This is a genomic window from Rathayibacter sp. AY1C2, from assembly GCF_002931195.1.
In the GTDB taxonomy this organism is placed as follows: domain Bacteria; phylum Actinomycetota; class Actinomycetes; order Actinomycetales; family Microbacteriaceae; genus Rathayibacter.
Genome location: NZ_PSWG01000018.1, coordinates 1 through 22,474, shown reverse-complemented (window position 1 = coordinate 22,474; position 22,474 = coordinate 1). Strand labels below are relative to the sequence as shown.

The following is a 22,474-nucleotide window of genomic DNA, read 5'->3' as shown; positions in this document are numbered from 1 at the left end:
GTGCGCGGTCGGCGATGCGGGTCCCCCCAACCTAGGGGCGGGGTGGGGGTGCGGGGTAGGGGGTGTGCGGCGGGCTCCACGATCGCTAGGCCTGCCGTTGCCGCGTGCCGGACCGGATCGTGGAGGTGCCCCTGATCGGGGCCGCAGTCTCGATCCGTCCGGCAGCCCTTCTTGACAGGCGAGCAAAGTAAGTGTTCGATCAGTCACATGCCTTCTCCCTCCACCCGCTCCACCGCCGAGGCGCAGCGCGAGCGGATCACCGCGGCGGCGCTCCACGTGTTCGCGCGCACCGGCTACGCCGCGACTCCGATCACCGAGGTCGCGGCCGAGGCCGGCGTCTCGCCCGCCTACGTCTTCCGCCTGTTCCCGGGCAAGCTCGGCGTCTTCGTCGCCGCGGTCGACCGCTGCTACGAGCAGGTGGCGTCCACGCTCGCGGCGGCGGGGGAGGCCTCGCCCTCCTCGGACCCGGCCGACCGGCTCGAGGCGATGACCGTCGCCTACATCGACCTGATCGCCGACCGTGACCTGATCATGCTGCAGTCGCAGGCGCAGAGCGCGTGCGAGGTCCCCGAGATCCGCGAGGCGGTGTGCCGCGGGATCTCCGCGGTCGTCCGGACGGTCACCGTCGTCTCCGGAGCCGACGGCCCGGCCGTGCAGCGCTTCATCGCCTACGGGCAGCTCTGCCACCTGATCGTGCAGACTGACCTCGGCGGCGTCGACTCCGAGTGGGCCCGCATCGTCTCCGACGGCATCCGGCACCGCGACTGAGTCCGCGGCGCTCGCCTCTCCTCCTCTTCTTCCTTCCCTCCTCCTTCTCCTCTTCGCCATCATCCCTTTTCATAACCGCCGTTGTGACTGTTCAGTCACTCACCTACGACCTCAGGAGCCGCTCATGCCCACCACGCTTCCCCGCACCACTACCCGCGTCGTCCTCCCCGGGATCGTCGAGCCGTCCGGGCTGCTCCTCGAGCAGGCGCCGGTCGAGCCTCCCGCGGCCGGCGAGCTGCTCGTAGCCGTCGAGGCCACCGGCATCTCGTTCGCCGAGCAGTCGATGCGCCGCGGCCGCTACTTCGCCCAGCCGCCGTTCCCCTTCACGCCCGGCTACGACCTCGTCGGCCGGGTCCTCGCGGTCGGCCCCGGCGGCGACGCGTCGCTCGAGGGCCGCCGCGTCGCCGCCCTCACCAAGACCGGCGGCTGGACGGGTCACGCCCGCGTCGCCGCCCGCGACTGCGTTCTCGTCCCCGACGGAGTCGCGTCCGAGGACGCCGAGGCCGTCGTGGTCAACGGAGTGACGGCGTGGCAGATGCTGCACCGCTCGGCCCGGGTCTCCCGCGGCGACACGATCCTCCTGTTCGGCGCGAACGGCGGAGTCGGCGGCCTCGTGCACCGCCTCGCCCGCCTCGAGGGGATCCGCGTGATCGGCGCCGCCTCGCCCCGCCACCACGAGGCCCTCCGAGCGGCCGGAGTGGAGCCCGTCGACTACGCCGATCCCGACCTCGCCGCTCGCGTGCGCGAGCTCGCTCCCGGCGGAGTGCAGGCCGTGTTCGACAACGTCGGCGGAGCGACGACCCGGCTGGCGTGGTCGCTGCTCGCGCCCGGCGGCACCCTCGTCGCCTACGCGATCGTCAGCGCGAGCACCGGGAGCATCTGGCCCCCGTTCCTCCGCCAGCTCGCGCGGATCTAGGCCTACCAGCTCGCCCCCAACGGCCGGCGCGCGGTCTTCTACGACCTCTGGGCGGGCCACTCGCTGCGCCCCGCGCGCTTCCGTGCTCGGCTCGAGGAGGACCTCGGCCGCGTGCTCGGACTCCTCGCCGACGGCTCGCTGACGGCCAACATCGCCGCCCGCTTCCCGCTCACCGGGATCGTCGAGGCGATGGAGCTCGCCGAGTCCCGGACGCTCGACGGCAAGGTGATCCTGCTGCCGTGAGCGGGGTGCGTCCGGGCGGAGGGTGATTCCGGCGCGGAGGCGCCCGGACGGCGAGCGGAGGAGAATGGCGCGGTGGACACGGGACTGGTCGAGGTGCTGAAGGCGCTGGGCAATCCCACGCGACTGCAGATCATGGAGTGGCTCCGCTCTCCCGAGGCGTCGTTCAGCGAGTTCGAGCCGATCGCCGACCGCGCCGAGTTCGGGGTCTGCGTCACCCATCTCGCCGCGAAGAGCGGTCTCGCGCAGTCGACCATCTCGTCGTACATGGGATCCCTGGAGCGCGCGGGCCTCGTCCGCTCGACGCGCGTGGGGAAGTACACCCACTACCGGAGGAGCGACGCCGACGTCGACGGGCTCCTGAAGCGGCTCGGAGCCTCGATCTAGCGACATATCGCGAATCGTCGATATGATCGGCCGCATGACCGATGCTTCCGAGGCCGCTCCCGCTCGCCGTGCTCTGCTCGTCCACGCCCATCCCGAGGAGCGGTCCTTCTCCTCGGCGCAGGCGGACGCGGTCCTCGAGCAGCTGAGGGCCGACGGCATGGAGGTGCGACGGCTCGACCTGTACGCCGAGGGCCGGGACCCGGTGCTGCACCGCGACCAGTTCGCGCCCGGCTCCGGCTACTTCAAGCCGCAGGCGCAGCAGATGACCGCGGTCCTCGAGAAGACGCTCGGGGAGCCCGTCACGAGCGACCTCGACGAGCTGATGCAGGCGGATCTCCTGGTGCTCTCGTTCCCCCTGTGGTGGTTCTCGATGCCGGCGATCATGAAGGGCTGGATCGACCGCGTCTTCGTGATGGGCGCGACGTTCGGAGGCGAGCACGGCGTCTTCGCCGAGGGCGGCCTGCGCGGCAGGAGCGCGATGCTCCTGCTGACGACGGGCGGCGGCGAGGCGGCCTTCGCGCCCGGCGCCGCCGACGGCTACGGCGACCTGCAGTCGTTCCTCTTCCACATCCATCGCGGGATGCTCGAGTTCGTCGGCTACGACGTCCTGCCTCCGGTGGTCACCTACGGTCCCGCCCGCCTCGACGCGGCAGGACGCGAGGAGGCCCTGCAACGGGCTCGAGCGCAGGCGTCCGCATCGACGGCCCGGCTGCGCGCCGCGTAGCCTTCGCCGCTGCGCCTCCCGGCCGCGCTCAGTCCCGCGACCGGCTCGCGTGCGCGCGGGCCTTCATCCGGTTGCCGCACGTCGCCATCGAGCACCACTTGGCGGTGCCGGGGCGGCTGCGGTCGAGGAGGAAGAGGTTGCACTCGTCGTTCGCGCAGGCGCGGAGCCGCCCGGGGAACCGGGCGTTCACAGCGGACCAGGCGAGGATCGACTGCACCGCGAGGCGATCCGGCTCGGGAGCGCTCAGCTCCCACACGACGCCCTCACCGGTGATGCGCGGGGTGCGAACGGCGCGCGCGACCAGGTCCGCGAGCTCCGTGACGGCCGCGGGCGCGTCCGAGCGCACGACGGCCTGGAGCGCGTCGCGGGCGCGGCGCAGCCGCTCGAGCTCGTCCTCGGTGCCGACTCCGCCCCACCGCCGGGCGAGCTCGCGACCGGCCGCGTCGCCGAGGTCGTCCGTCGGCTGTCCGTCCACCACGGGCGCGCTGTTCAGCACCGCCAGGAGCAGCTCCTCGTCCCGATCCATCGTTCTCCGTCCTCCCGCGCCGTGCGACCCGTTCGATCCATGCTAGCGTCCGACTAACCAGTAAATCTCTTTGAAGGGGTTAGCCATGGTCGTCGTCCATCACCGCACCGTGTCCGTCGACGGACTCGACGTCTTCTGGCGGGAGGCCGGGCCCGCCGACGCGCCCGTCCTCCTGCTGCTGCACGGATACCCGAGCAGCTCGCACATGTTCCGCCATCTCCTCCCCGCCCTCGCCGGCCACTACCGCGTCATCGCCCCCGACCACATCGGCTTCGGACGCTCGTCCGCGCCCTCCGTCGACGACTTCGACTACACGTTCGCGGCCCTGACCGCGGTGACCGGCCGCTTCCTCGAGACCATCGGGGTGACCCGGTACACGATCTACGTGCAGGACTACGGCGCCCCCGTCGGCTGGCGCCTCGCCCTCGCCGATCCGTCCGCGGTCGTCGCCGTGATCTCGCAGAACGGCAACGCCTACGAGGAGGGCTTCGTGCCCGGCTTCTGGGACCCGATCTGGGCCGACGCCGCCGAGCGGACCGACGAGACGCGCGAAGCCCTCCGACCGGCCCTCGGCCGGGAGGCCGTCGAATGGCAGTACACCCACGGTGTCCCCGACTCCACCACCGTCGATCCGGACGCCTGGGAGCACGACCTCGCGCTCCTCGCCCGCCCCGGCCAGGTCGACGTGCAGCTGGCGCTCTTCCGCGACTACGCCACCAACCGCGCCCTGTACCCCGCCGTGCAGGCGTGGATCCGCGAGTCCGGAGTCCCCGTCCTCGCCGTCTGGGGCCGGAACGACGAGATCTTCGCCCCCGCCGGCGCCCAGGCGTTCCTCCGCGACGCCCCTCACGCGCGCATCGAGCTCGTCGACGGCGGGCACTTCCTGCTCGAGTCCCACCTCGACGGCGTCGTCAGCGCGATCACGGACTGGCTCGGCCGCGAGTGACGGTCCCGTGAGCCGGGCGGGCCCGCTGGTTCGGCCTCGCGGGAGCGGCCACGGATGCCTGCTCCTGCTGCCGGCAACCGCGCCGACGTCGGCGCAGCCGGGTCGCGATCCCGACCCGCTGCGCCCGGCGAGACCCTCCTGCCCGGCGCCCCTCAGCGGCTGAGGAGGGCGACGAGGTCGGTCGCGATGCGGTGCTCGACGTCGGCCGGGACGGGCTGCACGGCGGCGTCGAGGTCCGCGGTGACGACAGCGGCGAGGCTCCGGGCCTGCAGGGTCAGGCCGAGGTCCATCGCCTGGATCGGATTCCCGCCGGCCGCGGTGAGGTTGATCATCCGGCCGTTCTCGAGGCGGACGATCTGCTTGCCGTTCTTCAGGCGGATGCCCTGCCGGCGCTGTCCGTCGGCGAACTCGGTGGTCGACTCCGTGGCGGCCGCGAGGGCGTCCTCGTCGATCTCCCACGGGAAGTGGCCGACGCCGGCGATCACGGCGCCGTCGGCGAACGCGTCGATCTCCGACGCGCCGATGACGCCGGGTGCGCCGGTGGCGGTGAAGACGAACTGCGCGTCCGAGAGGACGTCGGCGACGGCTCCGACACGGTGGCCGCGGAGGATCGCCTGCAGCGAGCGGATCGGGTCGACGTCGGCGACGGAGACCCGCGCTCCGAGCTGCGCGAGGGTGTCGGCGACTCCGCGTCCGCACGGGCCGTAGCCGATGACCGCGGCGCGGGTGCCCGGGATCATGAGGTTCGTGGCGTTCATGAAGCCCTGGACGACGCTCTGGCCGACCCCGTACTCGTTCTCGACGATCAGCTTGAGGGGCGAGTCGTTGATGACGACGACCGGTCGCGGGAGGGTCGCGCTGTTCTCCCGCAGGCGGATGCCGCCGGTGGTGGTCTCCTCGGTGCCGCCGAGGTAGTGGTCCGGGACGCCCGAATTGATCAGGCGGAGGGTGAGGTCGGCGCCGTTGTCGAGGGTGAGATCGGGATCGTGCTCGAGCACCTTCTCGATGTTGCGGAGGTGCTCCGCCTCGCCGTCGCTCTGCTTCGTGTGGACGTGCACGCCGAGGGTGCGGAGGTCGTCGGCGACGTCGTCCTTCGTGGTTCCGGGCGAGCCCGTCAGAGCGATGTCCATCCCGGCCTCGACGAGGAGCGAGACGAGGGCGGCGGTCTTGGGCTCGACGTGGAGGCAGATCGCCAGCTTCTTCCCGGAGAGCACCGGAGCGAGCTCCCGGACCGCCTGCGCGGTGAGGGGCATGTGGTCGAGAGCCCAGCGGCTCGCCGGGTGGGAGAGGGAGGAGGTCATGGCGGGTCCTGTCTGGAGTGGGTACGTGCGGGCGTCGAGTGGGGGCGGCGTGTTGTCGGCGGCGCGGGAGTCGCGTCAGGGCGCTGTGCGCCCGGCGTGCTGCCGCCGCGCCCGGCGTCGAGGGTGCGTCGAGCGCGCCGCCCGGTACGGCAGGTCGTGAGGAGGCCGGTCGTCGGGGACGGCCGCGAGGGGCCGCGCTCGCTCGCTCATCGCGAGATGGAGCCTGAGGTGCATCTCCTCACGCTGCGCCGAGGTCAGCACGGCGCGGATCGTCATCGGTGAGGACACCAGCCCAGTCTGTCGCCCCGGACGCGCCCTCGCTCGGATGATCGTGCTCGGCGGCGGCACCTCGGGAGAGGTCGACCTGTCGTCAGGTGACGTCCTGCGCGGCCCGACCAAACGCCACCGCTACCCTGACGCCATGCGCCGCAGCCTCGACGACCCTCCTCGGAATCGCGCCCGCGCCGGCTCCCCGGCCGTCGCGTCCGTCTGATGGAACGGCGACGGACGGACCGCTCGGAGCCGGTTCGCGAGTTCCGGCCCTCGAGGGCCCGGCAGAAGAACGAGTCGCGACGGCTGAGGCCCGTCGCCGTCCTTCCCGCGCTGGTCCTGCTGGCGGGGAGCGTCTGGGGCGTCGTGATCGCCGACGACCGCGGGGCAGCGCTGGCCGTCTACCTCGGGCTGTTCGGCTTCGCCACCGTGGTGGCTCTGGTGATCGTCGGAGTGCTGGCGCTCCGCAACCGGCGGTTCCTCGCCAGCGCGTCGCTGCGGATCTCGGTCCGGGCGATCGAGTGCACGGACGCTCGAGGCAGGGTCGTGACCTTCGACCGCGCCGACCCGTCGGTGAAGGCGCTGCTCGCGTGGGTGCCCGCCGGCCCCAACAGTGAGGGGATCGATCTGCCCCCGTCGCTCATCCTGTTCCTGTCGGACGGGAGCCGGTCGCTGCGGCTCCGCGGGTCGGACTGGGAGATCGAGGATCTGCGAGCCGTCGTCGCCGCCGTGACGACGCCGCTCTTGCCGGCGGCGCGTGGCGTGCACACCGGTGGCCGGAGCGTGTGGGCGCGCCTGACCGGAGCCGCTCGTCGGCGGAAGATCGAGGCGCCGCCCGCCCCGGAGAAGACGCTCAGCCCCGCCGAGATCAACGAGCTGATCCCCGGCACGATGAGCTTCCGCGAGACCCGTCCGCTGACGTTCGCCCTCCTGATCGGGTTCGGCTCGGCGGCTCTCGTGCTGGGCGTCGTCGTCGGAGTCGCCTTCGCGGTGGTGCCTGGGTAGCGGTCCAGGTCAGCGGCCGTGCCGGGGAACGCTGGGCGGGAGACGCGGGCGACAGGCCCACATGCCCGATCGGCGACCTCGCCGGGGCGATCCTGCCCGCGCCCTAGGCTCCACGCATGACACTCACCCAGGACTCCGGTTGGATCTGGTTCGGACTCGCGATCGTCACCGCCGGTCTCGCCGAGCAGAAGGGCCGCTCGCGCTGGCGCTGGTTCGTGCTGGGGCTGCTGCTCGGGCCGATCGCGACGGCCCTCGTGGTGCTGTGGACGCGTCCCGAGGGCGGAGTGGCGACGGACGTGCGCTGGAACTTCGCGATCGGCGCCGGCGTCGCCGCGGCGGCGCTCGTCCTCGTCGCCGTGACCTCGGCCCTCTGGCTGCTTCTCATCCCGGCGGCGATCGCGGCGCTCGCCGCCGGTCTGCTCGCCTGGCTGAGCCGCCGCGTCCCCTACGAGCACCTGCCCCGCTGACGACCGCCGGCTGGTCGAGCATCGGAACTCGAGATCTCGCGGTCCGCAGCGTCCCGAAAGACATGCCCGATGACAAGCCTCGGTGACAGGGCCTCTCACGGGACGTCCGAACGGCTGATCCGCCGAGGATCGCGTGAACCTGAGTCGCCTCCCGTCTAGCGGAGACGGGAGCTCTCACCGTCGAGGTCGATGAGGTCCTGTCCGCCACTGGCCGCCGCCCCACCCAGCCGCACGTCCCCCTCCGGATACGCGTCGTGCGAGAAGCGCAGCCGCACGCCCGCCGCCTCGACCCGCTCGAGCATCTCGGATGTCCGCTCGTGCGCCCGCGCGTCGTCGCTGATGAACCGCGGCAGCCGGCGCAGGCGCCCGGACCAGCCGAGGAACTCCCGCCCCCACGCCGCGTCCCCGGCGACCAGCACGCGCCCCTCGACGAGCGCCCCCAGGTGCCCGCGCGCATGCCCCGGGAGCGGCACCACGAGCAGCGATCCGTCGCCGAAGAGGTCGAATCCGCTCAGCCCCTTGATCGTCGTCACGGGCTGCTCGTCCGTCACGATCCCGGCCGCGAACCACGGCGGCAGCAGCGCGCGGAAGATCCCCTCGCGCACGCGGTTCCGCCGCACGGAGGCGACCTGGCCAGACGACAGCACGAACGTCGCGTCCGGGAACCAGCGCACGCCGCCCACGTGGTCCGGGTGCAGGTGCGTGAGCACCACGAACTCCACGTCGGCCGGGGTCAGGCCGAGGGCGAGCAGCCGCTGGTCGACGGTCTCGTCGTCCGGCACGGACGCGGGCAGGATGCGCTCGTACAGCCGTCCGACGAGGCCTGTTCCGCGGAACGTCAGCGGGTAGCCCGTGTCCACGAGCACCCGCCGGCCGCTCGCGTGCGTGTAGAGGAAGACGTTCGAGGGGAAGACGCGGCGGGGGAGCCCCTTCCCGCGGAACACCCGGGACAGCGGGAAGACGGTGCTCCCGCACGCCATCACCTGCAGCGACGACTCAGCCACGCGTCCTCCTCAGGTGCTCGCCGACCCGGCGGATGCCCTCGGCCAGCGGCACGGTCGGCTCGTAGCCGAGCTCGGTCCGCGCCCGCGAGATGTCGAGGGTCTGCGCGTAGGCGAGGGTCGCCACGGTGTAGCGGGTGAACGGCGGCTCGCGGCCGGGCAGTAGCCGGTACACCCGCTCCAGGATCTCGGCGAGCGCAGTCAGCACGCGCAGGTCCACCCGGATGAAGCGCGGCTCCTCGCCCATCGCGGCGAAGAAGCGCTCGAGGAGGTCGCCGAGCGGAGCGGGCTCGCCGTTGGTGATGTTGTAGACGCCGCCGTCGGCCACGGGAGCGTCGGCCGCGAGGACCAGCGCGTGCGCGGCGTTCTCGACGCAGGTGATGTCGACGGGGTTCCGGCCGCCGTCGAAGAGGGGGATGCCTCGGCGGCGGCTCGCGGCGACGAAGCGGGGGAGGAGGCTGGGGTCGCCGACGCCGATCAGGCCGCGGGGGCGCAGGATCACGAGCTCGGGGATCCGGCCGGAGCGGTGCGCCTCCTGCAGCAGCCGCTCGGCCTCGATCTTGCTGCGGATGTAGAGGCTCATCCGGCTGCCGGTGTCGACCTCCTCCTCCCGAACCAGGTACTGGTGGCGGCGGGCGGAGTAGATGCTCGGCGAGGAGACGAAGACGAAGCGGCGGATCCCGCAGCGCTCGGCCAGCGCGATCATCGCCTCGGTCCCCGCGACGTTCGCGCGCTCGAACTCGCTCCACGTGCCCCACGGGCTCGAGAGAGCGGCGGCGTGCACGAGCACGTCGGCCTCGACGGTCGTCGCGCCCAGCTCGGCGAGGTCGGCGCGGAGGACCGTGGCGCCCTCCTCCTCCAGCCGCGCCAGCGCCTCGGGGGCGCGACCGGTAGCGAGCACGTCGTCGCCCGCGGCCAGGAACTCGCGCACCGCGTAGCCGCCGAGGAAGCCCGTCGCCCCGGTGATCAGCACGCGGCGCCGGCGCTCAGCGGACATCGACGACCTCCAACCCGCGCTTGCGGCCCCAGTACCAGAGCAGGATCCCCAGGTACCCGAGCGCCTTGCCCTTCCGGATCGACATCAGCACGACCGCGTCCTTGTCGAGCAGCGCCTCGCTCCGCCCGATCACCTGGCAGACCTTGAGGTGCAGCTCCAGGTCCTCGTCGGTGTCGTCGATGCTCGAGCGCGGGAAGCCGTCGACCTGGAGGTACAGCGCGGCGTCGATCGCGAGGTTGCAGCCGGCCGCCATGAACATCCGGTACCGCTGGCCGGGGCGGCGGTAGAAGACGCCCGGCGCGTGCTCCATCAGGCGGATCAGCGCGGTGCCGAGCACGCCGTCGTACCAGCGGTAGACGGCTTCGTCCCGCCGCGGGGACAGGCGGCCGCCGACGAAACGGGCGCCGCCGCGGAGGTCGGCCTTGAGGCGCGCCACCCAGTCGGCTTTCGGCAGGCAGTCGGCGTCGGTGCGGGCGACGGCCGACGCGCCCTCGGCGATCGCGTGGCGGAAGCCGGTGTCGGAGGCGGCTCCCGTGCCCTTCTGCGCCTCGTCGATCACGGCGACCTGCCGCTCCGGGCGTCGGCGGCGGAACTCCTCGATCACGGCGCGCGAGCCGTCGGTGCTGCCGTTGTCGACGAGCAGGAGGGTGAAGTCCGGATCGGTCTGGCGGGCGAGCGCGTCGAGGGCGCCGCCGAGCAGCTTCTCCTCGTCGAGGAAGGGCACGACCACCCAGAAACCGCGCGCGTCCATCCGTCCCCCGCTCCGGGACCATGGTGTCGGCGGGGGCCCGTGCCGTCAAACCGCGCCGAACAGTGCGCGCGGAGGTGCAGAGGCGCGCTATACAGGGATTCGCTCCGCACGTCCCGGGGCAGGAAGGGGCCCGCGTGCCCGACCTCCTCCCGCTCCGCGTCCTCGGCACGGGCGAAGCGCTGCCCGAGCGGATCGTCACGACCGCCGAGGTCGCCGCGCTCTGCGGCCTGCCCGCCGACGAGGCCGAGCGCCGCTCCGGCGTACGCACCCGCCACTGGGTCACCGACGACGAGGACCCGCTGGAGCTCGGCCTGCTCGCCGCCCGCCGGGCGCTCGCGGCGGCCGGGCTCGACACGGTCGACGTGGTGCTCAACGCCTCGGGCACTCAGCTGCAGGCGATCCCGGACGGAGGCGCGCTGCTCGCGGCGGGACTCGGCCTCGACGACGTCTCGGCGTACAGCGTCGGCGCCACCTGCCTGTCGTTCCTCTTCGCGCTGCAGGAGGCGGGATTCCTCCTCGCCACGGGTCGCGCCGACACCGTGCTCATCGTCTCGACCGACTGCGGCAGCCGCGGCATCGACCCGGGCCAGCCCGAGAGCGCCCTGCTCTTCGGCGACGCGGCCGCCGCCGTCGTGATCGGACGCGCCGAGACTCCGGGGCAGGGCCTGGTCACCACGCACTTCCGCACCCGCCCGAGCGGTGTGCGCCACGCGGAGCTGCGCGGCTTCGGCTCGCGGATCCGGATCGAGGAGGCGCAGGACCGGCTCGCCGACTTCCGCTTCGACATGCAGGGCAAGGCGCTGCTCGTCGACGCGTTGCGGCACTTCCCGGGGTTCCTCGAGGAGGTGCGGCCCGGCCTCTCGACTGGGCTCCCCGGCATCGACCGGGTGGTCCCGCACCAGACCAGCGCGGCGGGGCTCGAGGGCATGGCCCGCCTCTGGGGCCGCGACCGGATGACGATCACGCTCGGCGAGGTCGGCAACACGATCGGCAGCGCGATCCCGCTGGCCCTGCACCGCTCGCGCGTGCAGCCGGGGGAGTCGGTGCTGCTGGTGGGCACGGGCGCGGGCACCCACTACGGCGCGGTGGTCCTGCAGGCGTGAGAGGCCGCGCCTAGCCGAGGAGCGACAGGGCCGAGAGCCCGAGGAACGGCGCCATCACCACGAGGCAGACCGCGGCGGAGCGACCGAACCCGTGGGAGGAGTCCCGCCCGCCGACCAGACGGGCGAGCAGCCCCGTGACCAGCGGCGGGAGCAGGAACAGCAGCAGCCACGGAGCAAGGACGTCCGCGCTCGGCGCCGTCCAGTCGGGCTGGTCGTCGCGGTCGAGCGGACGGAGCCGCACGAGGAGGAACGCGGCCGTGAGGACGATCGCGGGGAGGACCGACAGGCAGGTGAGCATGATCGCGGTGAACCTCGCCCCGTCGCCCCGGGAGTACCGGCCGCGGTCGGGGTCGGGCGCGGGCCCCCGGTCGGTGTCCTCGTCCCAGCCCGGACTGCTGAATCGGATGCGTCCCATCAGGCGATCATGCCGTTCCGGAGCGGGGTCCCGGCCCGGCCGACGGAACCTCCGTCATCCCCGCCGCTCGACCAGCGCCCGCAGCGCGTCGCGGACGAACCGGGCGCCGGCGACTCCGCCGTAGTGCGCCGAGAACCGCTCGTCGTCGACGTACATCTCGCCGAGCCCGAGCAGGTACTCGTCGCTCGGGCCGCCGGTCGCGTCGCGGGGCGTGCCCGGCACCTCCGCGAGCCAGGCCCGGTGCCGCTCGGCGAGCGCGAGGGCCGCGTCCCCCGTCGGATCCGCTCCGCTCGCCGCCGCGGCGGTCCACGCGCCGGCGAGGTCCGCCTGCCTCCGCCGCCACCGCTCCCGCTCCTCCGCGCTCATCGACCGCCACCAGCGGTCGCCGTCGGCGTACGCCGGGGCGCCCCAGCGGCGCTCCACCTCCTCGCGGTGCTCCGCGTGGTCGAACCCGTCGAACATCTCCTCGGCCATCGGCCCGTTCCCCTCCCTCATCGTCGTGATCGTCCCGGCGACCGCCCGGATGCGGCGGTCGATCCGCCGGCGCTCCTCCTGGAGCACGTCGAGGTGCCGCTCGAGAGCGGCCACCGGCTCCGCGTCGCGTCGCAGGATCCGCCCGATCTCGGGCAGCCCGAGACCGAGGTCGCGCAGCAGCAGGATCCGCTGCAGCGTCACGAGCGCGGCGGCGTCGTAGTAGCGGTAGCCGTTCGCGCCCACCCGGCTCGCCGTGAGCAGTCCCTCGGCACCGTAGTGCCGCAGCGTCCGGCTGGTCGTGCCGGCCAGCCGCGCCACCTCGTGCACGGTCCACTCCTGCTCCACAGCGCCCTCCGTCTCCGCGTCGCCGGTGACTCCGGCGGCGATGGAAGCGACGGTACGGGTTGACGCGGCGTCAACGTCAAGCGGCGGGAACGGATCCGCTAGCGGGCGCCGATCCTGCGGGTTCCCACCCGGAGGACGAGCTCGGTCACCGGCACCGCGGCGATCGAGCAGCAGGCGGCGGGCACCACGGTCAGCAGCGCGACGACGGCGTCCGTCCCGTCGCCCGCGTCGGTCCACGCCGCGATCGAGACCACGATCCAGGCGATCGCGAGGATGCAGACCGCGGAGGCCGACCAGAGGACCGGCCAGGGCGCGCGACCCCGTCCCGCGGAGTAGGGGAGCCCGCCGACGGCCGCCGTCACGGCGGTCGCCAGAAGCGCTCGGGCCAGCGGGGGGAGCAGCTCGCCGGGGTCCCGGCCGGTGTCGAGGGAGGACAGGGCGAACAGGACCGAGGTCGTCGCGAGCGAGAGGACCCCGGCGACGGCGACGAGCGTCAGCAGGGTCCGGATCAGGAGCCTCACCGGTCGCCCCCGGCGAGGAACGCGCCGCGCTCCTCCAGCAGCCGCCGCAGGTGCCGGTCGAGCACCAGCCGCTCCGCGATCCGCCCGAGGACGCCGAGCGGGGCGGAGTACTCGAGCCGGTCGATCATCACCGAGCCGGAGCCGGAGCCGTCGGGCTCGAAGCGGTGCTCGTGCCGGAACGTCGCGAAGGGTCCGCGGGTCTGCTCGTCGACGAAGGAGTGCGGGGCGTCGAGCGCGGTGACGGTGCTGGTCAGCCGGAGCGGGACACCGAAGTGCCGGGCGCTCCAGGTCACGTGCTCGCCGAGCCCGATCAGCCCGGTGGTCGTCCCGGACACCGCGCGCTCGCGAGCGCCGGCCTGCGAGGCGGTGTGCAGGTCGATGTCGCGCGCCCGGTCGAACATCTCGGCGGCCGGGCGGGCGGAGCGGGTCACGACCTGGAGGAGCACGGTGTCGATCCTGCCCGCCGCGCCCGCAGCCGGCCACGGACGCGCCGGTCCGCCCGCCTCACCAGCTCGTCACCACGGTCCGCGTGATCACCCACCCCTCGTCGCGGCGGACGAGGCGGCTCGTCAGCTGGAGCCGCCAGGTCGCGTGCAGGCGGCCGATGGTCGCCTCGGTGATGGTGCGGGAGGTGAGCACCGGGTGCGCGGCGCCGCCCGAGAGGGCGCTCTCGACGTGGTCGATCTCGTGGTACTCCTTGCGCGCCTCGTCGATGTCGGCGAGCCACTCCTCCCGCGACTGCACGAGGCCGGTCGGGTGCTCGATCACGAAGCGCTCGTCGAGCAGCGCCTCGAGCGCGGGCAGGTCCACCAGCTCCAGCGCGTCGAAGAGGGCGGCGTGCACCGCGGTCGGGCCGTCGTCCTCCAGCTCGTCGCCCCTGCCGGCGGTCCCGTCGCCGCTCATGCCGGCGGTCCCGTCGTCGCGCGGCGGACGAGCTGCGTCGGCAGCTGCACGTGCAGCGAGCGCGGCTCGCGCCCGGCCATCAGGGCGATCAGCATCTCGGCGGCGGTCGCTCCGAGCGTCTGCATCGGCTGGCGGACGGTGGTCAGCGGCGGATCGAAGCGCGCGGCCTCGGGCACGTCGTCGAAGCCGATCACCGACAGGTCGTGGGGCACGGCGAGGCCCAGGTGCGCGGCGGTCTCGATGATCGCCAGCGCCGAGACGTCGTTGGCGGCGAAGACCGCGGTCGGGCGGTCGGGCAGCGACAGGAGCGAGGAGGCGGGCCGCCGGGCGGTGTCGCGGTGGTAGTTGCCCACCCGCAGCAGGCGCTCGTCGAAGGCGATGCCGGCCTCCGCCAGCGCCGCCCGGTAGCCGGCCTCCCGCAGCCGCGCCGAGCGCAGGTCGCCGCGGCCCGCGACGAAGCCGATGCGGCGGTGCCCGAGGGCGACGAGGTGGCGGGTGGCGAGCAGGGCGCCGCCGAAGTTGTCGGACTCGACGGTGGGCAGGTCGGCGCGGCCGGTGTGCGGGTCCACGGCGACGAGCGGGATGTCGGAGGGCGCGCTCACCACGCTCGGCGTGACCATGATCGCCCCGTCGATGAGGGTGCCGCTGAGCCGGCTGAGCGAGCGCCGCTCCCAGCCCTCCTGCTCGCCCTCGTGGGAGCCGGAGTAGGCGAGCAGGTCGAACCGCGACTCCGCCAGCACCGACCCCACGCCCTTCAGGATCTCGGCGCTGAACGGCTCGAACCCCGCGACGAGCACGCCGATCACGCCCGTGCGTCGGGAGCGCATGCTGCTCGCCACCAGGCTCGACTCGTAGCCGAGCTCGCGCACGACCTCGAGCACGCGGGTGGCGGTGGACGGGGCGATGCCGTAGCGGCCGTTCACGGCCTTGGACACCGTCGCCACCGAGACGCCGGCGGCAGCGGCGACGTCGTGGATGGTCGGTCGGGTGGTCATGTGGCCGACTGTAACCCGTGCTTCGAAAACCATTTCGAAAACGTTTGACCACTTTCGCAAGCACTGCGGACACTGACTCCACCCGCGAAGGCGGGAACCCCCACGGCGCCGGTGCACCAGGCGGCGCCCTCGATGAAGAGAACGGTTGGACGATGAAGTTCAGGAAGATCGCAGTGGCGACAGCAGCCCTGCTCGGCACGGTCGCGGCCCTCACCGGCTGCTCGGCTCAGGACTCGGGATCGAGCGACGGCACCGTCGCGATGACCCTCTGGCAGAACTCGACCACGGGCCCCGGCCAGGAGTTCTGGGACAAGACGATCGCGGACTTCGAGGCCGCGAACCCCGGAGTGACCATCGAGTCGCAGGCCATCCAGAACGAGGACCTCGACGGCAAGCTCCAGACGGCGCTCAACTCGGGCGACGCCCCCGACGTCTTCCTCCAGCGCGGAGGCGGCAAGCTCGCCGCCCTGGTCGCGGGCGGACAGCTGAAGGACCTCACCGGCGGCATCTCGGACCAGGCGCGCAGCGAGATCCCCGAGGGCTCGTTCTCGGCGAACACGCTCGACGACAAGGTCTGGGCGATGCCGGTCGCCGTCCTCCCGGGCGGCCTGTTCTACAGCCAGGACGTCTTCACGGCGGCGGGAGTCACCGAGACGCCGAAGACCATCGACGAGCTCGACTCGGCGATCACGAAGATCAAGGGCAGCGGAGCCCAGGCCGTCGCGCTCGGCGCGAAGGACGCCTGGCCCGCCGCGCACTGGTACTACTTCTTCGCGCTGCGCGAGTGCAGCGCCGACACCATGGCCGAGGCGGCCGACACCAAGGACTTCTCGGACGACTGCTGGGTCCGCGCGGGCGAGGACCTGCAGGACTTCTCGGCAACCGAGCCGTTCAACGAGGGCTTCCTCACCACCGCCGCCCAGCAGGGCGCGGGCAGCTCGGCCGGACTCCTCGCCAATCACCAGGCGTCGATGGAGCTCATGGGCGCGTGGAACCCCGGCGTGATCGCCTCCCTCACCCCCGACGAGAAGCCGCTGCCCGACCTGGGCTGGTTCCCGTTCCCCGAGATCGACGGCGGCGACGGCGAGGCCGGCGCGATCATGGGCGGCGTCGACGGCTACTCCTGCTCCGCGGGCGCTCCCGACGAGTGCGTCGACTTCCTCAACTACCTGGCCACCTCCGACGTGCAGAAGGAGTACTACGCGGCCTTCAACGCGCCCCCGGTGAACACCGTGGCGCAGGAGGCGGTCACCGAGCCGTACCTGCAGCAGATCCTCGAGGCCTACAACTCGGCCCCGTACGTCTCGCAGTGGCTCGACACCGTCTACGGCCTCAACGTCGGCAACGCGCTGAACGTCGGAGTCGTCGACCTGCTGGCCGGCAAGAGCGACCCCGAGCAGCTGGTCGAGGCCGTCAACGCCGCCGCGGCGAAGGCCTAGCCACCATGGCACTCCGCGAGAGCCCGCTCCTCGGAGTGGATGAGCCCCGCGGGACCGCGCGCACCGGAGGCGTCACCTCGACGCCTCCGGTGCGCCGGCGCCGCCGCAGCGTGGGCTGGGCGGGGCGCTTCGAGATCGCGCTCCTGGTCGGCCCGGCGCTGATCGTCTTCCTCGCCTTCGTGATCTTCCCGGTCGTGATGGCGGCCTACTACGGCTTCTCCAGCTGGCAGGGCTACGGAGTGCCGACGGACTTCGTCGGCTTCCGCAACTACCTGACGATCCTGCAGGACCCCACCTTCCACGACGCCCTCGCGCACAACGGCATCATCGTGGTGCTCTCGCTCGTGCTCCAGGGGCCGGTCGCGATCCTCCTGGCGCTGCTGCTGAACCGCAAGCTGCGCGGGCAGTCGATCATCCGCGTCCTGATCTTCGTGCCGTACGTGATCTCGGAGGTCGTCGTCGGCACCGGCTGGAGCCTGATGCTCCAGACCAGCGGCGCGGTCAACGGCCTGCTCGAGAAGGTCGGCCTCGGCGCGCTGAAGCAGGACTGGCTCTCGGATCCGGCGATCGCGATCTGGACGCTGATGCTGATCATCACGTGGAAGTACATCGGCTTCGCCGTGATCCTCTTCCTCGCGGGACTGCAGGGCATCCCCGAGGAGCTGTCCGAGGCCGCGGCCATCGACGGCGCCTCCTACTGGCAGGTGCAGCGGCGGATCACCCTGCCCCTGCTCGCGCCGACCCTGCGGATCTGGGCGTTCCTGTCGATCATCGGCGCACTGCAGCTGTTCGACCTCGTCTACATCATCTGGGGCCAGTACGTGTCCTCGACCGCGGGCACCTCGACCATGGCGATCTACCTGGTCACCAACGGCCGCAACGCCGGCAACTACGGGTACGGGAACGCCGTCGCGGTGGTCCTGTTCCTGATCTCGCTCGTGGTGGCGCTGCTCTACCAGCGCTTCGTGCTCCGGCGCGACACGGCGGGCGCACTGACGGGAGACAAGCGATGACCGGCACGACGATGACGGCCCCGCCGATCACTCCGGAGACCCCTCGGCCTCTCGCGGTGAAGCGGCGCCGGCAGCCCCTGGGCCGCGGCACCACGATCGCCTACGTCGTGGCGATCGTCGTGATCGCGCTGATGCTCGCCCCGGTGGCGTACATCATCCTCGGCGGCTTCCGCACGAACGCGCAGATCACCACCGACCCGGCGGGCCTGCCCTCGCCGTGGAACGTGCAGAACTACCTCGACGTGATCACCGGCGGCGTCTTCTGGCAGGAGGTGGGCAACTCCACCGTCGCCGGCCTCGCGACGACGCTCGGCGTGGTCGTGCTCGGCCTGATGGCGAGCTACGTCCTGGCCCGCTACGACTTCACCGGACGCGGCGTGTTCTACGCGCTCTTCGCCGCCGGCCTGATGTTCCCGATGACCGTGGCGATCACTCCTCTCTACCTGGTGATCAAGAGCCTCGGCCTGATGAACTCGCTCGCCGGAGTGGTGCTGCCGCAGATCGCGTTCGGCCTGCCGACCACGATCATCATCCTGGTGCCGTTCCTCCGCGCGATCCCGGACGAGATCCAGGAGGCGGCCTTCATCGACGGCTGCAGCCGGATCGGCTTCTTCTTCCGGATGGTCGTGCGCCTGGCGATGCCCGGCGTGATCACCACGGGGATCCTCGCGTTCATCGCGAGCTGGAACAGCTACCTGCTGCCCCTGTTCATCCTCAACAACGAGTCCACCTTCACGCTCCCGCTCGGAGTGCAGGCGTTCTCGTCGCAGTACTCGGTCGACACGGCGAAGGTGCTGGCCTTCGTGTCGCTGTCGATGATCCCGGCGCTGATCTTCTTCAGCGTCTTCGAGCGCCGCATCGTCGGCGGGCTGACGGGGGCGGTGAAGGGATGAGCGGATCGCTCCGCCCGTCCGCCGCGTCCCCCGTCCCGTCCGCACCCGTCGCCCCACCCGCAGAGAGGGTCGCACCGTGACCGCACCGCACGCACCAGAGGACCCCCAGGCCCCGTCCGCCCGCACCACCGAGCTGCTGGGCCGGATGACGCTGGAGGAGAAGCTCTCCCAGCTGGTCGGCTACTGGGTCGACCAGGGCGGCGAGGTCGTCGCCCCGCTCGCCGGCGAGATGGCCACCTCGACCGGGTACGCCGAGGCGACCCGCGAGGGGATCGGCCAGCTGACCCGCGTCTACGGCACGCGCCCCGTCGATCCGCTCGAGCGCGCCCGCTGGCTGTGGGCGGAGCAGCGCCGGCTCGTCGAGGAGACGCGGCTGGGCATCCCGGCGATCGTCCACGAGGAGTGCCTGACCGGGCTCGCCGCCTGGCAGGCCGCGACGTTCCCGACTCCACTCGCCTGGGGCGCCTCCTTCGACCCGGAGCTCGTGGCCGAGCTCGGCGCCGTGATCGGCGGTTCGATGCGCGAGCTCGGGATCCACCAGGGCCTGGCGCCCGTGCTCGACGTGATCCGCGACCCCCGCTGGGGCCGGGTCGACGAGTGCATCGCCGAGGACCCGTACGTGGTCGGCACGATCGGCACCGCGTACGTGCAGGGGCTGCAGTCCACCGGCGTCGACGCGACGCTGAAGCACTTCATCGGCTACTCCGCCTCCCGCGGCGGCCGCAACCACGCGCCGGTGCACGCCGGACCGCGCGAGATCGCGGACGTGCTGCTGCCGCCGTTCGAGATGGCGATCCGCGACGGGGGCGCCCGCTCGGTGATGAACTCCTACGCCGAGATCGACGGGGACCCGGTCGGAGCGACGCCCGCCTACCTCACCGGCGTGCTGCGCGAGCGCTGGGGCTTCGACGGCGTGGTCGTCGCCGACTACTTCTCGGTCGCGTTCCTCCACCTCATGCACGCGGTCGCCGCCGATCTGGGCGAGGCGGCCGAGCTGGCGCTCGCCGCGGGGATCGACGTGGAGCTTCCCACGGGCGACGCGTTCCTCGCGCCGCTGGCCGCGCGGATCCGGGCCGGGGAGGCCGACGAGGCGCTCGTCGACCGGGCCGTGCTGCGGGTGCTCGCGCAGAAGGAGCGGCTCGGCCTGCTCGACGCGCGCTTCGACGACGCCCCCGAGTCGATCGACCTCGATTCGCCGGCCCACCGCGACATCGCCCGCCGCCTGGCCGAGGAGTCGGTGGTGCTGCTCGCGAACGACGGCGTCCTGCCGCTCGCTGCGCCGCGCCGCCTCGCGCTGATCGGCCCCAACGCAGACAGCGCGCCCGCGCTCATGGGCTGCTACTCCTTCGCCAACCACGTGCTGGCGCACCACCCGGGCGTGCCGCTGGGCTTCGAGATCCCGACGGTCGCGGACGCGCTGGCCGACGAGTTCGGGTCGGCGGAGCTGCTGCTCGCCGAGGGCTGCTCGGTCGAGGGGGACGACGCCTCCGGGATCGCCGAAGCGGTCCGGGCGGCCGCCGACTCCGACGTGGCGATCGTGGTCGTCGGCGACCGGGCGGGTCTGTTCGGCCGCGGCACGGTCGGCGAGGGCAACGACGTCGAGAGCCTCGAGCTCCCGGGCCGCCAGCGCGAGCTGGTCGAGGCGGTCGTGGCGACCGGGACTCCGGTCGTGCTCGTGCTGCTGACCGGCCGCCCCTACGCCGTGGGCTGGGCGCTCGACAGGCCGTCGGCTCCCGCCGCCGTGCTGCAGGCGTTCTTCCCGGGGGAGGAGGGCGCCGGCGCGATCGCGGGCGTCGTCTCGGGACGGGTCGACCCCTCCGGCCACCTGCCGGTCTCGCTGCCGCGCTCGGCCGGGGCGCAGCCGTTCTCGTACCTGCACCCGATCCTCGGCGGGCCGTCGGACGTGACCTCCGCCGACAGCACGCCGGTGCGGCCGTTCGGCCACGGGCTCTCGTACACGCACTTCGCCCGGACGGAGCTGGCGGCCGAGGAGTCCGCCCCGACGGACGGATCCTTCACGGCGACCGTGCGCGTCCGCAACACGGGCGAGCGGGCGGGCATCGACCTGGTGCAGCTGTACGCCCGCGACGTGTTCGCGAGCGTGACCCGGCCGGTGGCGCAGCTGCTCGGCTACGCGCGGGTCGCGCTCGAGCCCGGCGAGGAGGCGGAGGTCCGCTTCGAGGTCCCGGCCGCGCGCCTGGCCTTCACCGGACGCGAGGGCGTGCGGATCGTCGAGCCCGGCCGCGTCGAGCTGTGGGTTGGCCCGGACTGCGCGACGCGCGAGACGGAGACGGCGCTCGAGCTGGTCGGCCCGGCCGCCGCTGTCGACGCCTCCTCGCAGCGCCTCGTCGGCACGCGGGTCCAGCGGGCGGGAGCGGGCGTCCCGGCCTGACCCCGTGGACAACGCTGGAAGGATCGCTCCGGCGGGCCGTGGATCCGCGGATCCCGGTGCCCGCGGGGCGATCCTTCATGCGGTCTGGGCACGGCGCGGCTCCGGCACCGCTCTGGCGCGGCTCGGGCGGGCGCGGCAGGCTGGGGGGATGAGCGACGACGCGAAGCAGACCCTCCTCCGCTACCTGCAGGAGGGGCGCGACGCCCTGCTGCAGAAGCTCGACGGGCTCGACGAGTACGACGTGCGGCGGCCGCTGGTTTCGACGGGCACGAACCTGCTCGGCCTGGTGAAGCACGTGGCGGGCACCGAGGCGGGCTACCTCGGCGCCGTGTTCGGGCGGCCGTTCCCGGAGTCGATGCCGTGGATGGAGGACGAGTCGGAGCCGAACTCGGACATGTGGGCGACGGCCGACGAGTCCCCGGCCGACGTCGTCGCGCTGTACCGCCGCGTGTGGGCCCACTCCGACGCGACGGTCGCGGCCCTCCCGCTCGACGCTCCCGGGCAGGTCCCCTGGTGGACGAACCGCGACGTGACGCTGCACCGGATCCTCGTCCACATCACCGCGGAGACGCACCGGCACGCCGGCCACGCCGACATCGTCCGCGAGCTGATCGACGGGCGGGTCGGGCTCCGGACGCCCGGCGACAACCTCCCGCCGGTGCCGGAGGAGTGGTGGCCGGAGTACCGGGAGCGCCTCGAGTCGCTGGCGCGCGCCGTCCGCGACCGGGGCTGACATGCCGGCGTCCGTCGGCATCGCGGTCACGCCCGCGCGCGCGGCCCGGCTGCTCGACGAGCTCGATCCCGCGACGGAGGAGGCGCTCGACGCGGCTCTCGGAGGTCGCGGTCGCGGCCGGGCCGCCCTGCAGCGGAGCCGCGACGGGGCGTCGCCGGAGGAGCGGAGGCAGCGGGCCGCGCTCGAGCGCCGGGCGTTCAGCGCGGAGGCGGACCCCGCGGCGCTCGAGGAGCTGGCACTGCTGCGGGCGCAGCGCCGCGAGCGGGAGGAGGCGCTCGACGCCGCGGTCGCGGGACTGGCCGCGCCCGTCGGACCCGCAGCGGCCCAGGGCCGGATCGGCCGCGGGACGGCGAGCGGCCGGACCGGTGGGGACGAGACCGGCGAGACCACCGGAGCCGACGACGCCGACTCCCGCACCTCCACCACGCCCCGCCCGCGCCGCCGCCTCGGGGTGATCGCCGCCCTCGTCGCCGTGCTCGGGCTCGCCGCCCTCGGCACGGCCGCCTCCGTCGCGCTGGCCCCTCGCCCGTCTCTGGAGGTCTTCACCGAGCCCTGGGCCGTCCCCGACGACGTCGCCACGCGCCCGCTGTCGACCCTCGCGAGCCTCCGCGTCTTCCACTGGGGGCCGACGCGCTACCTGGGCAGCATCGCCGGAGTCGACTACTTCGCCACCCTCAGCCTCGACTCCTTCTCGGCCGCGGAGCTCGCCGACGAGTCCGTCTGCCTCTACGGGCTCGCGCGCTCCGACGGCGACGTCGTCGTCACGGACTGCGCGGCGACCGCGGACTTCGTCGCGAGCGGCATGGCCCTCTCGCCCGACGACTACCAGGGCGACGCGGGCGGCGCCGGAGTCGCCTGGGGTCCGACCGGAGGGATCCGCTCGGCCGGCTGAGGCGGCGGGCCCGACTCCACCGGGCTCGCCCGCCGTCCCCGATCAGCCCCCAGGCCC

General features: G+C 73.2%; 26 protein-coding genes. 15 read left to right on the top strand and 11 right to left on the bottom strand.

What is annotated here, in order from left to right:
- Positions 1–207 precede the first annotated feature (207 nt).
- The 5 genes from C5C55_RS12345 to C5C55_RS12330 all read left to right on the top strand — a co-directional run bounded on the left by C5C55_RS12345 (position 208) and on the right by C5C55_RS12330 (position 3,035).
- Positions 208–768 (top strand): TetR/AcrR family transcriptional regulator, encoded by a 561-nt coding sequence (locus C5C55_RS12345; protein WP_104234117.1) that lies wholly within the window; start codon positions 208–210, stop codon positions 766–768.
- A 124-nt stretch (positions 769–892) separates the two neighbouring features.
- Entirely contained in the window at positions 893–1,684 is a 792-nt protein-coding gene (locus C5C55_RS12340; protein WP_219813013.1) for a zinc-binding dehydrogenase, read from the top strand.
- Between the two features lie 63 nt (positions 1,685–1,747).
- On the top strand, positions 1,748–1,927 hold the full coding sequence (locus C5C55_RS16760; protein ID WP_258072555.1) for a zinc-binding dehydrogenase: 180 nt from the start codon (positions 1,748–1,750) through the stop codon (positions 1,925–1,927).
- A 72-nt stretch (positions 1,928–1,999) separates the two neighbouring features.
- Positions 2,000–2,311, top strand: coding sequence for a helix-turn-helix transcriptional regulator (locus C5C55_RS12335; RefSeq protein ID WP_244230566.1), 312 nt, complete (start codon positions 2,000–2,002; stop codon positions 2,309–2,311).
- 34 nt (positions 2,312–2,345) lie between these two features.
- Positions 2,346–3,035, top strand: coding sequence for an NAD(P)H-dependent oxidoreductase (locus C5C55_RS12330; protein WP_104234146.1), 690 nt, complete (start codon positions 2,346–2,348; stop codon positions 3,033–3,035).
- Between the two features lie 28 nt (positions 3,036–3,063).
- On the opposite strand, the gene C5C55_RS12325 is transcribed toward C5C55_RS12330, so the two are convergent.
- Entirely contained in the window at positions 3,064–3,561 is a 498-nt protein-coding gene (locus C5C55_RS12325) for a CGNR zinc finger domain-containing protein (protein WP_104234116.1), read from the bottom strand.
- Positions 3,562–3,646: 85 nt separating this feature from the next.
- On the opposite strand from C5C55_RS12325, the gene C5C55_RS12320 reads away from it, so the two are divergent.
- Positions 3,647–4,507: an alpha/beta fold hydrolase gene (locus C5C55_RS12320; RefSeq protein WP_104234115.1), complete on the top strand. Its 861-nt coding sequence runs from the start codon at positions 3,647–3,649 to the stop codon at positions 4,505–4,507.
- Between the two features lie 152 nt (positions 4,508–4,659).
- Here C5C55_RS12320 and C5C55_RS12315 read toward each other — a convergent pair whose 3' ends face one another.
- Positions 4,660–5,808 (bottom strand): adenosylhomocysteinase, encoded by a 1,149-nt coding sequence (locus C5C55_RS12315; protein ID WP_104234114.1) that lies wholly within the window; start codon positions 5,806–5,808, stop codon positions 4,660–4,662.
- A 492-nt stretch (positions 5,809–6,300) separates the two neighbouring features.
- On the opposite strand from C5C55_RS12315, the gene C5C55_RS12305 reads away from it, so the two are divergent.
- On the top strand, positions 6,301–7,083 hold the full coding sequence (locus C5C55_RS12305; RefSeq protein ID WP_104234112.1) for a hypothetical protein: 783 nt from the start codon (positions 6,301–6,303) through the stop codon (positions 7,081–7,083).
- Positions 7,084–7,199: 116 nt separating this feature from the next.
- On the top strand, positions 7,200–7,550 hold the full coding sequence (locus C5C55_RS12300; RefSeq protein ID WP_104234111.1) for a hypothetical protein: 351 nt from the start codon (positions 7,200–7,202) through the stop codon (positions 7,548–7,550).
- A 155-nt stretch (positions 7,551–7,705) separates the two neighbouring features.
- Here the strand turns inward: C5C55_RS12300 and C5C55_RS12295 are convergent, their stop codons facing one another.
- The 3 genes from C5C55_RS12295 to C5C55_RS12285 are packed head-to-tail and all read right to left on the bottom strand — an operon-like array spanning position 7,706 to position 10,299.
- A complete protein-coding gene (locus C5C55_RS12295; protein ID WP_104234110.1) occupies positions 7,706–8,554 on the bottom strand; it encodes an MBL fold metallo-hydrolase in 849 nt (282 codons plus the stop codon).
- Positions 8,547–9,548: an NAD(P)-dependent oxidoreductase gene (locus tag C5C55_RS12290; RefSeq protein WP_104234109.1), complete on the bottom strand. Its 1,002-nt coding sequence runs from the start codon at positions 9,546–9,548 to the stop codon at positions 8,547–8,549. Before C5C55_RS12290 ends, C5C55_RS12295 begins: the two co-directional genes overlap by 8 nt.
- Positions 9,538–10,299: a glycosyltransferase family A protein gene (locus C5C55_RS12285; protein ID WP_104234108.1), complete on the bottom strand. Its 762-nt coding sequence runs from the start codon at positions 10,297–10,299 to the stop codon at positions 9,538–9,540. The genes C5C55_RS12290 and C5C55_RS12285 overlap by 11 nt, the downstream gene beginning before the upstream one ends.
- Before the next feature lie 134 nt (positions 10,300–10,433).
- Here C5C55_RS12285 and C5C55_RS12280 point away from each other — a divergent pair, with 134 nt between their 5' ends.
- Entirely contained in the window at positions 10,434–11,402 is a 969-nt protein-coding gene (locus C5C55_RS12280; RefSeq protein ID WP_219812379.1) for a 3-oxoacyl-ACP synthase III family protein, read from the top strand.
- A gap of 10 nt (positions 11,403–11,412) precedes the next feature.
- Here the strand turns inward: C5C55_RS12280 and C5C55_RS12275 are convergent, their stop codons facing one another.
- The 6 genes from C5C55_RS12275 to C5C55_RS12250 form a co-directional block, all read right to left on the bottom strand.
- Positions 11,413–11,817, bottom strand: coding sequence for a hypothetical protein (locus tag C5C55_RS12275; protein ID WP_104234106.1), 405 nt, complete (start codon positions 11,815–11,817; stop codon positions 11,413–11,415).
- Between the two features lie 54 nt (positions 11,818–11,871).
- Positions 11,872–12,636 carry a TipAS antibiotic-recognition domain-containing protein gene (locus C5C55_RS12270; RefSeq protein WP_104234105.1) on the bottom strand — a complete coding sequence of 255 codons (765 nt, stop codon included), beginning with the start codon at positions 12,634–12,636 and terminating at the stop codon, positions 11,872–11,874.
- A 98-nt stretch (positions 12,637–12,734) separates the two neighbouring features.
- Entirely contained in the window at positions 12,735–13,157 is a 423-nt protein-coding gene (locus C5C55_RS12265; protein ID WP_104234104.1) for a hypothetical protein, read from the bottom strand.
- Entirely contained in the window at positions 13,154–13,603 is a 450-nt protein-coding gene (locus tag C5C55_RS12260) for an SRPBCC family protein (protein WP_308471876.1), read from the bottom strand. The genes C5C55_RS12265 and C5C55_RS12260 overlap by 4 nt, the downstream gene beginning before the upstream one ends.
- 58 nt (positions 13,604–13,661) lie before the next feature.
- Positions 13,662–14,060 (bottom strand): nuclear transport factor 2 family protein, encoded by a 399-nt coding sequence (locus C5C55_RS12255; RefSeq protein WP_104234103.1) that lies wholly within the window; start codon positions 14,058–14,060, stop codon positions 13,662–13,664.
- Positions 14,057–15,055: a LacI family DNA-binding transcriptional regulator gene (locus C5C55_RS12250; RefSeq protein WP_104224902.1), complete on the bottom strand. Its 999-nt coding sequence runs from the start codon at positions 15,053–15,055 to the stop codon at positions 14,057–14,059. The genes C5C55_RS12255 and C5C55_RS12250 overlap by 4 nt, the downstream gene beginning before the upstream one ends.
- Positions 15,056–15,207: 152 nt before the next feature.
- On the opposite strand from C5C55_RS12250, the gene C5C55_RS12245 reads away from it, so the two are divergent.
- From C5C55_RS12245 to C5C55_RS12220, 6 genes are all read left to right on the top strand, one after another.
- A complete protein-coding gene (locus tag C5C55_RS12245) occupies positions 15,208–16,494 on the top strand; it encodes an ABC transporter substrate-binding protein (RefSeq protein ID WP_104234102.1) in 1,287 nt (428 codons plus the stop codon).
- A gap of 5 nt (positions 16,495–16,499) precedes the next feature.
- Positions 16,500–17,507 carry a carbohydrate ABC transporter permease gene (locus C5C55_RS12240; RefSeq protein ID WP_104234101.1) on the top strand — a complete coding sequence of 336 codons (1,008 nt, stop codon included), beginning with the start codon at positions 16,500–16,502 and terminating at the stop codon, positions 17,505–17,507.
- Complete coding sequence (locus C5C55_RS12235) at positions 17,504–18,400, top strand: carbohydrate ABC transporter permease (RefSeq protein ID WP_104234100.1); 897 nt, start codon at positions 17,504–17,506, stop codon at positions 18,398–18,400. The genes C5C55_RS12240 and C5C55_RS12235 overlap by 4 nt, the downstream gene beginning before the upstream one ends.
- 145 nt (positions 18,401–18,545) lie before the next feature.
- On the top strand, positions 18,546–20,792 hold the full coding sequence (locus C5C55_RS12230; RefSeq protein WP_104234099.1) for a glycoside hydrolase family 3 N-terminal domain-containing protein: 2,247 nt from the start codon (positions 18,546–18,548) through the stop codon (positions 20,790–20,792).
- A gap of 148 nt (positions 20,793–20,940) precedes the next feature.
- Positions 20,941–21,525, top strand: coding sequence for a DinB family protein (locus C5C55_RS12225; protein WP_104234098.1), 585 nt, complete (start codon positions 20,941–20,943; stop codon positions 21,523–21,525).
- 1 nt (position 21,526) lies between these two features.
- Positions 21,527–22,417 (top strand): hypothetical protein, encoded by an 891-nt coding sequence (locus tag C5C55_RS12220; protein WP_104234097.1) that lies wholly within the window; start codon positions 21,527–21,529, stop codon positions 22,415–22,417.
- Positions 22,418–22,474 lie beyond the last annotated feature (57 nt).